This is a genomic window from Corynebacterium sp. KPL2734 (genome assembly GCF_040225595.1).
In the GTDB taxonomy this organism is placed as follows: domain Bacteria; phylum Actinomycetota; class Actinomycetes; order Mycobacteriales; family Mycobacteriaceae; genus Corynebacterium; species Corynebacterium rhinophilum.
Window position 1 is genome coordinate 231,446 of record NZ_JBEHFO010000001.1, and the last position, 14,815, is coordinate 246,260.

Below are 14,815 nucleotides of genomic sequence, written 5' to 3' on the forward strand. Positions count from 1 at the left end.
AGGCAGATGACGAGCCATGAGTACCATCGTTTCCGAATCCCGCAAGATATTTTCCCTGCGCTCTACGTGGGTCTACCTCGCTATCATCACCGTTGGGCTAACAGCCGCCAACGTGCTGATGGGAGCTCTCCGCACTGACGACAGCGCCCTCCAATCCTCCGATCTAGCCATCGGCGCCATCTTTGCCGTGGTCATCATGATCTTTTCCTCGGCCACGCTAGTCGGCGGAGACCTACAAAAAGGCACCGTAGCCTGGAGCTACCTATCTACCAATCGGCGCCTGCAGGTGCTTTCGAGCCAAATTCTCGTCATCACCGTGGCCAACGTCGCCGCCGCGGGCCTGGCCGGCGTCCTCGGAATGTTGTTTAACGCTGCGCTCGGCAGCTCGTATGACTTCTCCAGCTTCGTGCACTATCCGGATAACGCCGTGTTTCTGTTTAGCTTTATGGAATACATCGTCTATACCCTGCTGGCCACCAGCCTGGCTTATATCCTGCGCAGCGGCACCTTTGCGGCCATGCTGCTCATTATCGAATACTTCGTCATCGAAAGCGTGCTGACCTCGATGGACATGGGCTGGGCCAAAATCATCCTGCAGATTTTGCCCGATGCTAACCTGCGCACCTTCTTTCAAGGCCAAGACACCTTCGGGCTCATGGCCCCGCAATGGGCATCCGGAGTCATCGTCTTGGCCATGGTGGTAGCGGTCCTCGGCGGGGCCGCGGCCGTCCAGCGACGCCGCGCCGTGGTCTAGGCTCCCCGCGGGCACTCACACCTTATGGGGATACGACGAGGGTAAGCTCCCTTGAGCCGTGCGGTGGTTCTTCTACCGTCATGCCGGCCGCGCGCGCAATAGCGGCGACATCGGCGGCGCTGAAGGCATCGGCAGGCGAAAGCGCCAGCTCCCGGGCCAACAGGCCCTTATAGTGCTTATTAAAGTGGCTGACCACCTTGCGCGAGCCATCCGGCTGCACGCTTTCTACCCGCACCGTCACGGCCGAAGGCAGCCGGCCCAGTTGCTGGTAGGTGCCCGAGCGCAGATCCACCACCAGCTCGTCGATGTTTTCTAACGCCTGCGTTACCTGCTTGCCCCAATAAGACTTCATGGTGCGACCGCCCAGCTTGGTACCGCCCGATAAGCGGTAATGGGGGATAGGGTCGTCCGCGCGCAGGAGCCCGAAGAGGGCATCGCCAATAGCAAGGCGTTGCCATGAGGGAAGGGTGGATGCAGAAAGTGCATCAAAAAGCACGCCAGTATAGCGCTCGAGCGCCGGCATGGTGGGGGTGGTAAAAAGCTGATTGTTCGATTCAGCCTCACCGCGTAGCTTCTCCGAGAGCTTAAGCACGACCATCGCCTCATCAATAGGAAGAGACTGCAGCTCAGCGGCGATTTCGCGCCGGGTATCGCTTAGTTCGGGAAAAGATAGGTTGGCAAAATCAAGCGGCTTTCCCGTGCCGCCATGAGCCTTGGTTTCTGAAGGAGGGAGGACAATGAGCATATAGATAGGGTAGCGATGTATATTTTGACCATGATTACCCGCCTTTCTGAACTATTTCTCCGCACCCTTCGTGAGGACCCAGCCGATGCCGAGGTCCCCAGCCACAAGCTGCTGGTGCGTGCCGGTTATGTGCGCCGCGTCGCGCCGGGCATTTATACCTGGCTGCCGTTGGGGCTGCGCACCCTGCGCAAGATTGAAGACGTAGTACGCCAAGAAATGGACGCCATAGGCGGGCAAGAGATGCTTTTCCCGGCGCTGCTACCGCGCGAGCCCTATGAAAAGACCAACCGTTGGGTGGAATACGGTCCCAACCTATTCCGGCTGCAGGACCGCAAGAACGCGGACTTGCTGCTGGGCCCCACGCACGAGGAAATGTTTGCCAATGCAGTAAAGGACATGTACTCCTCGTACAAGGATTTCCCAGTCACGCTGTATCAAATTCAAACCAAGTACCGCGATGAGGAACGTCCCCGCGCCGGGGTGCTGCGCGGGCGCGAGTTCGTGATGAAGGATTCCTACTCCTTCGATATGAACGATGAGGGCCTCGATTCCTCCTACGCCCGCCACCGCAAGGCGTATCAAAATGTTTTTGACCGCTTGGAAATCGATTACGCCATTTGTAAGGCCACTTCTGGGGCGATGGGCGGATCCGCCTCCGAGGAGTTCTTGGCAGTTTCTGAGGTGGGCGAAGACCTTTTTGTTCGCTCTACCGAGGGCGATTATGCAGCCAATGTAGAGGCGGTCGTGACCCAAGCGCCCCCAGAAAAGGACATCGCGGGCCAGCCGGCGGCAAAGGAATACCGGACCCCGGATGCCGCCACCATTGAAGCGCTTGTGCACTGGGCGAAGACCGAGGACATTGCGGTCGACGGCCATGAGGTTCGGGCCACAGATATCCTCAAGTGCGTCATGGTGGAGGTAACCCACCCGGCGCTAGAGGATTCTGAAGAGAAGAAGGAACTGGCGGCCGTGCTGATTCCGGGCGACCGCGAACTAGATCCCAAGCGCCTTGAAGCGGCCTTGGAACCGGCAGAGTTCAGCCTGGCAAGCGATAAGATTTACGCGCAATACGATTTCTTGGAGCAGGGCTTTGTGGGCCCTCGCGTGCTGAATTCCAATGGCGTGAAGGTCTTTGCCGATCCCCGCGTAGTTAAGGGATCTTCCTGGATCACCGGCGCCGATGCACAAAGCTGCTACGTCGTGGGCTGCGTGGCAGGCCGCGATTTCCACGTCGATGAGTTTGTGGAAGCGGCCGAGGTTAAAGAGGGCGATCCCGCACCAGATAACCAGGGCACCTTGGCTTTGCAGCGCGGCATCGAGCTCGGCCACATCTTCCAGTTGGGCCGGAAGTACACCGAGGCTTTTGACGTGCAGATTCTTGATGAAAACGGGAAGCGCGCTATTCCCACGATGGGCTCTTATGGCATCGGCATCTCCCGTATGCTGGCCGTGCTGGCAGAGCAGCGCCACGATGATAAGGGCCTGAATTGGCCGGTTGCGGTGGCGCCGTACCAGGTGCACGTGGCGGTGGCGAATAAGGATGCAGCGGCCATGGAGGCCGGCGATAAGTTGGTAGAAGAGCTGTCCCAGGCGGGCCTTGAGGTGCTTTTCGATGACCGCCCTAAGGTCTCTCCAGGCGTGAAGTTCAAGGATGCAGAGCTGCTCGGCATGCCGTTTGTGGCCATCTTGGGACGCGCCTTCAAAGATGGCATCATCGAGCTGCGGATCCGCGGGCAGGAAACGCTGGAGGTCCCGGCGGAGAAAATAGTGGATAAGCTCCTCGAGTTGGTGCGGGCTTAGCTCAAAGCACCGCGCCAAGGCCCAGCGCTCATAAGCAGCGGCAAGGTATCGTGGGGAAGCATGAGACTTAATAAGAAGGTGCTTCCCACGGCTCTTATCACCATGGGAGCGCTGCATTTCCTACGCGCGAAGAATTTCGAATCCATTGTGCCGCCGCAGCTGCCGGGATCGCCGCGGTTGTATAATTTTGCCTCCGGCGCCTGGGAGATAGCTACGGGCTGTTTGCTCACCGATCGCGCCACCCGTGAATCCGGTGGCGCGTTAGCCGCGGCGCTATTTCTTGCCGTGTGGCCGGCGAATATGTACCACGCCTGGATCGAGCGCGACGCAGGATGGCCGAAGAAGCTTTATCACATCATTCGGCTGCCGCTGCAGATTCCGTTGATTCGCTACGCATGGAAGATTGCGCAGGGTAAGGCATAAAACCAAAAAGAACCGACTCCCCTGTTTTCCCGGGCAATAGGGCCCGAGAAGAATACCGGGGGGAGTCGGTTGTTTGCGTGATGCTGCGCTAGCGTCGGCATCACGCGACCGCTGTGGGCGGAAGCGTATTAGCCAGCCACGGGGCCGCCGCAATTAGGCCATGCGCCAGCACCCTGGGTGGCAAGAACATTTTCAGCGATTTCGATCTGCTGTTGCTTGGTGGCTTGATCAGCGGTAGGCGCGTACTGGGTGCCGCCGCTACCGGCCCAGGTTTGCTGCGAGAACTGCAGCCCACCGTGGTAGCCATTGCCGGTGTTGATGTGCCAGTCACCGCCGGACTCGCACGCGGCGACCTGGTCCCACGCACTTTCCGGGGCGGCGTTGGCGGCAGGGGCGGCAATGCCCGCGATGCCCAACGTAGCTGCGGCCATAGTGAGCAAAGTCTTCTTCGTACGCATTGAGAAAGCACTCCTTCTCATTGTGTTTTGGGGCTTGTGGTATCTCCACCAAGCACGTAATCCACCAAATTACGTAAGGGCCGAACGAATTATCAATGAATATCGGCCTATAACTCGCTGACTTTTCTCTGCCCGCCGGACAGTGAATGTTCAGGTAGACACGGTGGGTCAATACTCGAAGCTATGCGGCCTTGGCTTCGGCGGCGATGCCGATTAACCAGTTCAGCCACTCCTGGTTTGGGCCTTCTTGTTGTGCGGCAGCCACCGCAGCCGCGTGCCACTTATCTGCGTCTTGTTCAACCAAGGTATCGAGGAAGGCTGCAGCGGAGTCCGCATCGCTGGGAAGCGTGGCTGCGCCGGAAGAATAGGCAGGCTCCGGCTGGGGAGCCTCGCCATTCTGGCTAAGCGCCTCTTGCAGTTGGTCGATGCGGCGGTGATGGAGGCTTAAGAGCTTATCGATGCGCCCCTCGGCAGCAGGATCGCTATAAGCCCGAGCGAAATCCAGGCCAAAGAACTGCTCGTATTCCCACTGCAACAAATCAGCCGCGCTCTCGCGGTGTGGCTGGGAGAGCGTGGGAATATCGGGGGCATCGCCAGGCAGCCAGGCATTAAGCGTGATGGCCTGTTGCGTGACTATGGGCCGCGACTCAGAACTGACCTCATCGGCGGCTTCCGTGGTGGCAGAGGCGGCTTCTTCTAGCAGCTGGGAGGAATCTGTGGCAGGTGGTGCCTGCGTCGGGCGTTCCACCTCACAGCTGTGTGGGACGTTTCCTTGGTCATCGGTGCCGCAGAGGCGCGCAATCTCCTCATACAGCGCATCGGCCTGCGAGCTGCGCATATCCGCGGCCGCATCATCAACCCCCTGGAGGGCGAGGCTATCGCTCGCGGCGGCCACGGCGAGGCGCTCGAGCGCGTCTTCTGGGCGCGGGCCAAAATAGTCGACGACGGAATCGACTGCGGAACAGCCCGCGAGGGCGGGCAGGGCGGCAGTCGAGGCTACACAGGTTAAAGCAATACGTCGGCGGTTCACCCAAAAGACTGTACCTCGAAGGACGTAGGCTAGTGGGCATGGCTTTCCCAGATGCACAACAATTAACTGATTTGCTCCAACCTCGCCTAGAAGCCCGCGGGCTGGACGTGGAGGATATTAAAACCACCAAGGCGGGAAAGAAATCACAGGTCATCATCCGCATCGATGGCGATAGGCGGCCCAGCTCTGACGTATTGGAGGAAGTCTCCGACGATATTTCGGCCTTCTTCGATGAAAAAGAGGCTGCGGGCGAGCTGAATTTTGGCGCCGGATATACCTTGGAGGTCTCTACCCCCGGTGTGGATTTGCCGCTGACCGCACCTCGCCACTGGCGCCGCAACAAGGGGCGGAAGGTGACCTTTAATCGCGGCGACGACACGAGCCATACCGCGCGCATCGGCGCGCTCAACGCAGACGAAGATGCCGTTGTCCTTATCACCTCTGAGAAAAACGAGGTGCATACAGAAGTGGAGCGATTGGAAAACATTGCCCACGCAGTGGTAGAAATTGAGTTTGCACAGCCATCACAGCGTGAGTTAGACGCCGTGCACCAGCCATTTGCAGAAGCCGAGAGCTAACCGGCAATCGAGAGGATAGACAAGTGAATATTGATCTTGAGGCACTTCGTACCATCGAATCCGAACGGCAGGTCCCCGTCAATGACCTGTTGGAGTCGATTGCAAGTGCCTTGTTGTATTCCTACCTGGATTACCGCGAATCCACCGCGGAGGGCAAGGCCGAAGGCACCAAGTCCCGAGTAGACATCGATACCACCACCGGTGCCGTCAGTGTCATCGTTACCGAGCGCGACCCCGAAACCGGGGAGGTAACCAGCGAGTACGATGACACCCCGGATAACTTTGGCCGCGTGGGTGCACGCGCCGTGCGCGAAGCCATCTTGCGCAAGCTGCGCGAGGCCGAAGCCGAGCGCACTTTTGATTCCTATTCGGAGCTTAGCGGGCGCGTTGTCAGTGGCATCGTCCAGCGCGATGCGCGTGCCAATGCGCGCGGCATCGTTGTGGTCCAGCTCGGTTCCGAGTTGGAATCGCAGGACGGAATCTTGCTTCCCGCAGAACAAATCCCCGGAGAGAAGCTGCAGCACGGTGACCGCATCAAGGCGTATGTGGTGGGAGTAAATCGCAATGGCGCCAATGTGCAAATCAACTTGTCCAGGACTCACCCGGAGCTAGTGCGCGGGCTTTTTGAACTGGAAGTTCCGGAAGTTGCGGATGGCAGCGTGGAAATGATCGCCATCGCACGTGAAGCTGGGCACCGCTCCAAGGTCGCTGTTATTGGCCACGCTAAAGGCCTCAACGCCAAGGGCGCGTGCATTGGCCCGCGCGGTCAGCGCGTGAATAACATCATGCGCCAGCTCGGTGGGGAAAAGATCGACATCATTGATTACAGCGAGGATCCCACCGTATATGTGGGCAATGCTTTGGCCCCCTCCAAGGTGATCAAGGTGACCGTGCTCGATAGCGAAGAGCAGGTGGCGCGAGTTATCGTCCCTGACTACCAGCTGTCTCTTGCCATTGGTAAGGAAGGCCAGAACGCGCGTCTAGCCGCCCGTTTGACCGGCTGGAAGATCGATATTCATTCAGACGCGGACGCGAATTAAGGAAATGCGGATAAATAGCGTAGGCTAGTAAACGGCCCAGATGCAGAAAGGGACATGAAGACGCAGCGAAAGTTAAGGAGTTCGATGTCGCAGACTCAACGGCTTCGTACTTGCATCGCTACGCGTCGCCGCATGCCCGATACGGAGCTGCTGCGGGTGGTCATTGATGCCAATGATCCTCAAGGCAGCCGCGCGGTGGCGGATCCATTCCGGCGGCTTCCCGGCCGCGGCGCATGGATTAGCCCCACGCTTTCTGCACTCGAGCTAGCTGAGCGCAAACATGCTTTCAAGCGCGCGCTCCGCACGTCCGCATCCGTGGACACAGGTCAGGTACGTAGATACTTGGAAGCACAGTACGAAAATGTACAGGGCGAAAAAGTACCGTGTGCGGAACAAGCTGCACAAGATTCGTACACACCAGAGTTAAAAAGGAAGACCGAACACTGATGAGCGCACAACGATGAAGCATCAGCGATGAAAGTCCAGAACGTTTAACTAGGAGTCAGGCAAGTTTTTCGCGGCCTTGGCTCCTAGGCGATATCAAGAGGAGACAAGTGCCCGGAAAGCTACGTGTTCACGAGTTGGCAAAACAGCTCGGAGTAACCAGCAAGGAACTGCTCGCCACCCTGAAGGAACAAGGCGAGTTCGTGAAAACCGCATCCTCGACCATCGAACCACCGGTGGTCAAGAAGATGCGTGCTCACTATGAAGCACAGTCCGGTGGCGATGCCACCGAAGCTAAGGCAGACAAGGCTGAGAAAGCTGCCAAGCCCGCTAAGCCCGGTCAAGGCAGCGCCAAGAAGCAGGCATCGCCTGCGCCAAAGCCAGGCGCTGGCGCACAGGGCGGAGCGAAATCCGCTGCGCCTAAGCCCGGAGCACCGAAGCCAGGGGCACAGGCACCGAAGCCATCCGACGCTGCGCCGAAGCCAGGCGCAGGGTCCGCTAAGGCTGCCCCCAAGCCTGGTAAGGCAGCACCAAAGCCGGGCGCTGCCGCTGGCAAGCCAGCACCGAAGCCCGGCCAAGGTGCACCGAAGCCAGGTCAAAACGCAGGCCAAGGCGATGCCAAGAAGTCGGGCGAGCGTCCGACCCCAGGAAACGCCATGCCGCGACCGATGCCTAAGCCCGGCGGATCCCGCCGCGTTGCCAATAACCCATTTTCCACGGGTGGCGGCGACAATCGACCAGGCCCACGCCCCGGTGGCTCCAAGGGGCAGCGCGGCGGCAACCGTCCCGGCGATAACCGCGGTGGAAAGCGCGGCGGCCGCAACGAGGGCGGCACTAACCGTCAGGGCCAGGATCAGAACCAAGGCCAGGGTGGCGGCGGTGGACGTCGTCCGTCGCCAGCCATGATGCCTTCGCATCCGAACCCTGCCTCGATGCCCTCCAAGGCACCGAGCGGTGGTGGACGCGGCGGCCGCGGTCGAGGTGGTCACGGCGGACCTGGTGGTCCAGGCGGCCCAGGCGGCGGTCGTCCCGGCGGTTTCCGCGGTGGACGCGGTGGGCGTCGCGGCGGCACCGCTGGTGCATTCGGCCGTCCAGGTGGCGCACCACGCAAGGGCAAGAAGTCGAAGCGGCAAAAGCGCCATGAGTTTGAAGAGCAGCAGAAGCACGTCGTAGGCGGCGTCCGCTTGCCAGATGGCAAGGGACAGACCGTCCGCCTGCGCCGCGGCGCTTCGCTGTCTGACTTCGCGGAGAAGATCGGTGCCGATCCAGCAGCATTGGTACAGGCACTGTTCAACCTTGGTGAAATGGTCACCGCAACCGCATCCGTATCGGAAGATACGCTGCAGCTGCTCGGTGACGAGATCAACTACAAGGTAGAAGTCGTCTCCCCAGAAGACGAGGACCGCGAGCTGCTCGAGTCCTTCGACCTGCAATTCGGCGAGGACGAAGGTGGCGAAGAGGCCCTCGAACACCGCCCTCCAGTCGTCTCCGTCATGGGTCACGTTGACCACGGTAAGACCCGCCTGTTGGACACCATCCGTAAGACTAATGAGGCAGCCGGTGAGGCCGGCGGTATTACCCAGGGAATCGGTGCTTACCAGACCACGGTTGACGTGGATGGCGAGCGCACCATTACCTTCCTGGATACCCCTGGTCACGAGGCCTTTACCGCCATGCGTGCCCGCGGTGCGAAGTCCACCGACTTGGCCATCTTGGTAGTCGCCGCCGATGACGGCGTCATGCCACAAACGGTTGAGGCCATCAACCACGCCAAGGCTGCTGATATCCCGGTCGTCGTGGCCGTGAACAAGGTGGATAAGCCGGAGGCGCAGCCGGAAAAGATCCGTGGCCAGCTCACGGAGTACGGCTTGGTGCCAGAAGAGTACGGCGGCGACACGATGTTCGTGGACATCTCTGCTAAGCAGGGCCAGAACATCGACCAGCTGCTAGAGTCCGTCATCCTGACTGCTGATGCCGCCCTCGAGCTCACGGCTAATCCAGAGATGGATGCCCAGGGTGTGGCCATCGAGGCCCACTTGGACCGCGGTCGCGGCCCAGTGGCTACGGTCATCGTCCAGCGAGGTACGCTGCACGTCGGCGATTCCATCGTGGTAGGCGATGCGCATGGTCGCGTGCGCCGCATGCTCGATGAGTTTGGTGAGGACGTCAAGGAAGCCGGTCCTTCCCGCCCAGTACAGGTGCAAGGCCTGTCCGGCGTTCCAGGTGCTGGCGATAACCTGCTCGTGGTCGACGATGACCGCGTGGCCCGCCAGATTGCCAACCAGCGCGATGCTCGTAAGCGTTCTGCCCTGCAGGCAAAGCAGCGCAAGCGCGTGTCCCTGGAGGATCTGGACAAGGTATTGCAGGAGACCTCGACCCTCAACCTCATCCTCAAGGGCGACAATGCCGGCTCCGTCGAGGCGCTGGAAGATGCCCTGTTGGACATCAAGACCGAGGACGAAGTCGAGCTCAACATCATCGACCGCGGTGTCGGTGCCGTAACGGAGACCAATATTTCCTTGGCCGCCGCTTCCGATGCCGTCATCATTGCGTTCAATGTTCGCTCAGAGGGCAAGGCCACGGAGATCGCTACCCAAGAGGGTGTGGATATCCGCTACTACACGGTTATCTACAAGGCCATCGAAGAAGTCGAGGCCGCTCTCAAGGGCATGCTCAAGCCGATCTACGAGGAACGCGACACCGGTGCGGCCGAAATCCGCGCTCTGTTCAAGTCCTCCTCGGTGGGTACCATCGCCGGTTGTATGGTCACCGAAGGCAAGGTTGTCCGCAACGGCAAGGTTCGCTTGCTCCGCGATAACAACGTGGTTACTGCCGATGCCAAGATCGAGTCCCTGCGTCACGAAAAGGACGACGCTACTGAGATCAAGGCCGGCTATGAGTGCGGTATGGTGCTGTCCTACCCGGATATCCAGGTAGGCGATATCATCCAGGCTTATGAAGAAGTCGAGGTACCGCGCGACTAATCGCTGCTAGTTTCGGCCCGCTGTACGTGCCCACCTCAAGATTCTTTCTCCCCGGAGGGAGATCGCGAGGTGCGGCAGGTAGAGCGGGCCGTTTCGCGTTTTCGCATGTGAGGTTTTCAAGCGGTTTCCATTGGGTGCGGTGAGTAACTAAACTGGTGGTTTCTGATACCGCGACACGGTAATTTAGGAATAAATTTTTCCCCTTTAGCTTGGAGGTTCTCATGGTCGATCACGCACGCGCGGCGCGGCTAGCAAAACGCATTCAGGAAATCGTGGCTAGTGCGATTGAGCTGCAGATTAAGGATCGCCGCTTGGAGATGGTCACCGTGACCGATGCCCGCGTCACCGGTGATTTGCACGACGCTACCGTCTTTTACACGGTGCGTGGCCACGATATCGATGCGGAACCCGATTATGACCAGGCTGAGGAAGCCCTTAAGCGCGCGAAGGGACAGTTGCGCAAGATCGTTGGCGATCAGTTGTCCGTTCGCTTTACCCCAACCCTTGCTTTTGAGCTCGATACCGTCCCGGAAGCCTCCGCGCACATGGAAGAGCTCTTGGCGCGCGCTCGGGCTCGCGATGAGGAGCTAGCAAAATTGAAGGAAAACGCTAAGCCCGCGGGCGAGGCCAATCCGTATAAAACCTCCGATGAAGACGAGGCTTAAGTGACCCGCAAGGAATATCAGGACGCAGTCGATGCCATTTCTGGCGCGCAAAGCATCTGTATTATCACTCACTTGCGCCCGGATGCCGATGCCATTGGTTCAGCCACGGCGTTGCTCTTAGCCGTGCAACAAAGTGGGAAAGAAGCCTGTGCGGTCATTGGCCAGGACAAGGACTTTGCGCCTAATCTTTACTCCATTCCCGGCGCAGATCAGGTCAAGGTCATGCGGGAGCTCCCGCAGGGATATGACCTTTATGTCACCGTGGATTGTGGGTCGATCGATCGCACCGGACTGTTTTCCGCAGATATCGCCGAGCTGACAGAGGCAGGGCGCGTGCTGTGCATCGACCACCACTCGTCCAACCTCGGGTTTGGCTCAGTGAACTTGGTTGATTCAGAGTGCGAGTCCACCACGGTGGCCATATTGACCATCCTGGATATGCTGTCGGTGCAAATCGAAAGCAGCATCGCACACTGCCTGTATGCGGGTCTTTTGACCGATACGGGTAGCTTCCGGTGGGGCAGGCCTGGCATGCACGATGTGGCCACGCGCTTGATGCACTATGGCTTGGATACCAAGCAGATTGCCACGGACCTGCTCGATGCCACGACTCCAGATGATCTGCAGATGGTCGGCCGCGTGCTCGCAGGACTGCGCATTGAACATGCTGGTGAAATGGGTGTGGGCATCCTCGTTGCAGGCTTGGCCGATATCGAAGGTCATTCGGATTCCGCAGTCGAGTCCCTAGTAGATTTCGTGCGTGCCCTTGAAGGCACCGAATTGGGTGTGGTCTTTAAGGAACAGTCGCCTGGGATATGGGCGGTATCGCTGCGTTCGACTACGATCAATTGCGCCGCCTTGGCAACCCAATTTGGCGGCGGCGGGCATATTCCCGCTGCTGGGTACATGACATCGGGAAGCGAAGAGAGAATCGTCGCGGAGCTGGTGAGTGCCATCGATGAGCACTAGGCAGTCAAACCCCACGACAGTAAGCGCACGCGAGGTCTTTGGCCTCGCGTTTCCTGCGCTTGGAGTACTGGCCGCGATGCCGCTCTACCTCTTGCTCGATACCGCAGTGGTGGGGCGCCTGGGTGCCCAGGAATTGGCTTCGCTCGCCGCGGCAACCACGATCCATACCGTGGTGACCACGCAGCTGACCTTCCTGTCCTATGGCACGACGGCTCGCTCGTCCCGCCTTTTTGGCGCTGGAAAGCGCGCCGAGGCAGTGGCAGAAGGTGTGCAAGCAACCTACGTGGCCCTGGGCGTTGGTGGGCTTTTAGCCCTCATCATGTGGATCTTCGGCGGTGTTTTTGCCCAGTGGCTTACCGGGGATCCTACGACTGCGGCCGGAACCGCACTGTGGCTGCGGATCGCTGCACTGGCGATTCCCGTAACGCTGGTGGAAATGGCCGGAAATGGCTGGATGCGCGGTGTGCAAAATACCAAGAAGCCGCTCTATTTCACCCTTGCCGGAATGATTCCCGGAGCCATTGCCGTACCCGCATTCGTGTATTGGTGGGGCCTTGCCGGGTCTGCCATTGCCACCGTATTGGGGATGAGCATTATCGCGAGCCTCTTCGTGCGCGAGCTGTATAAACAGCACGAAGGCTCTTGGAAATTTCGGTGGCACATCGTGCGCGAACAGCTGATTTTGGGCCGCGACCTTATCTTGCGCTCCGCTAGCTTTCAGGTGGCCTTTCTAACTGCAACGGCCGTGGTATCCCGCGTGGGCACGGCCGCGTTGGGCGGCCACCAAATCATGATGCAACTGTGGAATTTCATGTCGCTGATTTTGGATTCCTTGGCCATTGCCGCTCAGGCCTTGACTGGAGCGGCCTTGGGCGCTGGCTCGGCGCGCCACGCGCGCAGCGTGGGAAGCAAGGTAGTGATGTATTCCACGATTTTCTCAGCCTTCCTCGCCTTGGTTTTCGCCGCTGGGGCCGGGTTCATTCCGCGCGTCTTTACATCCTCTCAGGAGGTCATCGATGCCATGAGCCAACCATGGTGGATCCTGGTCGGCATGGTCATCGCCGGTGGCGTGGTCTTTGCCCTGGACGGCGTCCTATTGGGGGCGGGGGATGCGGCATTCTTGCGCAGCCTGACTATCGCCTCGGTTCTTCTGGGATTTTTGCCCGGGGTGCTCCTCGCACATGCCATGGGCACGGGCCTTACCGGCGTGTGGTGCGGCTTGGCTGCATTCATTACTTTCCGCCTCATCGGCGTGGTCTACCGCTTCTATTCCATGAAATGGGCTGTAGTAGCAGAGTAGTACCTGCGCTACAGTGACTGTAACGAGTAGCAACAGCACTACAGATTTAACTACAGCGAGAGACTCCATAACGATGATGAGCAAGGCGGGGGGAGCGGTAATGCCAACGCTATGGGCAGTAGCAGACTTGCACGGCGCGATCCGTGAAAATTTTGCGCGCATTGCAGAACTTAACCCACCCGATCCGGCCGATTGGCTCATTGTGGCAGGCGATGTTGCAGAGCGCAGCGAGCTTATCCTGCGCATCTTGCGGGACTTGGCCGCGCGCTATGACACCGTCATTTGGGCACCAGGCAATCACGAGTTATTTTCTCGTTCCCAAGACCAGTACAAGGGGCGCGAAAAATACGATTACCTGGTGGCCGCCTGCCGGGAAATCGGCGTTATCACCCCAGAGGACCCCTATCCGGCTTTTAATGGGATAACGATTGTGCCGCTTTTTACCCTGTATGACTACAGTTTCCGCCCACCGGGTACCTCGGTGGAAGAAGCGGTGCAGCAGGCACACTCTAAAAAGCTTGTCATGACCGATGAGGTAGCAATCGCTCCCTTCGTAGACGTGCGCGCATGGTGTTGGGACCGCTTGGCGTATTCCATTAAGCGTTTATCCCGAGTACAGGGTCCAACTATCTTGGTTAACCACTGGCCACTGGTGCAAGAACCTACGATGGTTCTGCGCTTTCCAGAGATTGCCCTGTGGAGCGGCTCGCGGCATACGCGTTCGTGGCCGCGACGGTACAAGGCAGAAGCTGTCATTTACGGCCACTTGCACATGCCCTCAAAGATGAATGTGGATGGGGTAGACCATATCGAAGTCTCATTAGGCTACCCGCGCGAATGGCGTAACCAGCCGCACCGTATCCCGTGGCCATACCCAGTTACTTCGACGTTTGGGGAGGTGAATTGATGTTATACCCCGACCTGTTCCCAGAAACTACCCGGTATTGCTATGTGCGTACGGATGCCCGCGAGTCCGACCTACTCAACTATGATCAGCTCGACCCTAAGGAACAGTCCATAGTCTCGCAGGCGGTCGATGTCCGGAAGTCCGAATTTGGCGATGCCCGGTGGTGTGCGCACCAGGCTCTTCGCGAGCTGGGCTTGACAGGTACTAACCCGATTATGCGCGGAGAGCGGGGCATGCCGCTGTGGCCCGAAGGATTTATTGGATCCATGACGCATACGGAGGGCCTGCGCGCAGCGGTGGTGGCCTCCACTATGGATTTTCGCTCCATTGGCCTTGATGCGGAGCCGGCGCAGCGCCTACCCGAACATGTGTTGACCATGATCGCCCGAGCCGGGGAAATGCCGCAGCTGCCGCGCCTAGAAAAGGCGGGGGTGCACTGCCCAGACCGCCTGCTATTTTGCGCCAAGGAGGCCACCTATAAGGCGTGGTTTCCCATGACGCATCGGTGGCTCGATTTCGATCAGGCAGAAATCGATATCCGCGAAGATGGAACCTTTATTTCTTATATCCTGGCCCGCCCCACGCCAGTGCCGTTTATCACTGGCAAGTGGATCCTAAAGGGCGGTTATGTCGTGGTTTCCACGCTGGTTCCGGCCCTTGATTTCTCCGCCTAAACCGAACGTTCGCACTGGTCCCCTTGGTCTTCCCTCTAAGGCTC

General features: G+C 59.1%; 15 protein-coding genes. 12 read left to right on the forward strand and 3 right to left on the reverse strand.

Annotation, left to right across the window (positions count from 1 at the left end; genetic code table 11):
- Window positions 1-16 precede the first annotated feature (16 nt).
- A complete protein-coding gene (locus tag ABRP88_RS01075) occupies window positions 17-754 on the forward strand; it encodes an ABC transporter permease (RefSeq protein WP_284853276.1) in 738 nt (245 codons plus the stop codon).
- Between the two features lie 22 nt (window positions 755-776).
- On the opposite strand, the gene yaaA is transcribed toward ABRP88_RS01075, so the two are convergent.
- Entirely contained in the window at window positions 777-1,499 is a 723-nt protein-coding gene (gene yaaA / locus ABRP88_RS01080) for a peroxide stress protein YaaA (RefSeq protein ID WP_284784322.1), read from the reverse strand.
- A 30-nt stretch (window positions 1,500-1,529) separates the two neighbouring features.
- On the opposite strand from yaaA, the gene ABRP88_RS01085 reads away from it, so the two are divergent.
- Both ABRP88_RS01085 and ABRP88_RS01090 read left to right on the forward strand, forming a co-directional pair.
- Window positions 1,530-3,299: a proline--tRNA ligase gene (locus ABRP88_RS01085; RefSeq protein WP_284782252.1), complete on the forward strand. Its 1,770-nt coding sequence runs from the start codon at window positions 1,530-1,532 to the stop codon at window positions 3,297-3,299.
- A gap of 60 nt (window positions 3,300-3,359) precedes the next feature.
- A complete protein-coding gene (locus tag ABRP88_RS01090; RefSeq protein WP_284853275.1) occupies window positions 3,360-3,722 on the forward strand; it encodes a DoxX family protein in 363 nt (120 codons plus the stop codon).
- A 128-nt stretch (window positions 3,723-3,850) separates the two neighbouring features.
- Here ABRP88_RS01090 and ABRP88_RS01095 read toward each other — a convergent pair whose 3' ends face one another.
- The gene (locus ABRP88_RS01095; protein WP_410755737.1) at window positions 3,851-4,180 is read right to left on the reverse strand and encodes a transglycosylase family protein; all 330 of its coding nucleotides are present in this window, start codon (window positions 4,178-4,180) and stop codon (window positions 3,851-3,853) included.
- A gap of 181 nt (window positions 4,181-4,361) precedes the next feature.
- A complete protein-coding gene (locus ABRP88_RS01100) occupies window positions 4,362-5,210 on the reverse strand; it encodes a DUF4439 domain-containing protein (protein ID WP_349835781.1) in 849 nt (282 codons plus the stop codon).
- A 38-nt stretch (window positions 5,211-5,248) separates the two neighbouring features.
- On the opposite strand from ABRP88_RS01100, the gene rimP reads away from it, so the two are divergent.
- From rimP to ABRP88_RS01145, 9 genes are all read left to right on the forward strand, one after another.
- Window positions 5,249-5,788 (forward strand): ribosome maturation factor RimP, encoded by a 540-nt coding sequence (gene rimP / locus ABRP88_RS01105; RefSeq protein ID WP_284769616.1) that lies wholly within the window; start codon window positions 5,249-5,251, stop codon window positions 5,786-5,788.
- Between the two features lie 23 nt (window positions 5,789-5,811).
- A complete protein-coding gene (gene nusA / locus ABRP88_RS01110; protein ID WP_349835783.1) occupies window positions 5,812-6,828 on the forward strand; it encodes a transcription termination factor NusA in 1,017 nt (338 codons plus the stop codon).
- A gap of 84 nt (window positions 6,829-6,912) precedes the next feature.
- Window positions 6,913-7,275 (forward strand): YlxR family protein, encoded by a 363-nt coding sequence (locus ABRP88_RS01115; RefSeq protein WP_284784316.1) that lies wholly within the window; start codon window positions 6,913-6,915, stop codon window positions 7,273-7,275.
- A 107-nt stretch (window positions 7,276-7,382) separates the two neighbouring features.
- Window positions 7,383-10,256, forward strand: coding sequence for a translation initiation factor IF-2 (infB, locus tag ABRP88_RS01120; RefSeq protein WP_284784314.1), 2,874 nt, complete (start codon window positions 7,383-7,385; stop codon window positions 10,254-10,256).
- Between the two features lie 221 nt (window positions 10,257-10,477).
- Complete coding sequence (gene rbfA, locus ABRP88_RS01125; RefSeq protein WP_284784312.1) at window positions 10,478-10,921, forward strand: 30S ribosome-binding factor RbfA; 444 nt, start codon at window positions 10,478-10,480, stop codon at window positions 10,919-10,921.
- A complete protein-coding gene (locus ABRP88_RS01130; protein WP_284784310.1) occupies window positions 10,922-11,890 on the forward strand; it encodes a DHH family phosphoesterase in 969 nt (322 codons plus the stop codon).
- A complete protein-coding gene (locus tag ABRP88_RS01135) occupies window positions 11,880-13,190 on the forward strand; it encodes an MATE family efflux transporter (RefSeq protein ID WP_349835787.1) in 1,311 nt (436 codons plus the stop codon). The genes ABRP88_RS01130 and ABRP88_RS01135 overlap by 11 nt, the downstream gene beginning before the upstream one ends.
- 100 nt (window positions 13,191-13,290) lie before the next feature.
- Complete coding sequence (locus ABRP88_RS01140; protein WP_284851999.1) at window positions 13,291-14,097, forward strand: metallophosphoesterase family protein; 807 nt, start codon at window positions 13,291-13,293, stop codon at window positions 14,095-14,097.
- Window positions 14,097-14,771, forward strand: a complete 675-nt coding sequence (locus ABRP88_RS01145; RefSeq protein WP_349835789.1) for a 4'-phosphopantetheinyl transferase family protein — start codon at window positions 14,097-14,099, stop codon at window positions 14,769-14,771. The genes ABRP88_RS01140 and ABRP88_RS01145 overlap by 1 nt, the downstream gene beginning before the upstream one ends.
- Window positions 14,772-14,815: the final 44 nt, after the last annotated feature.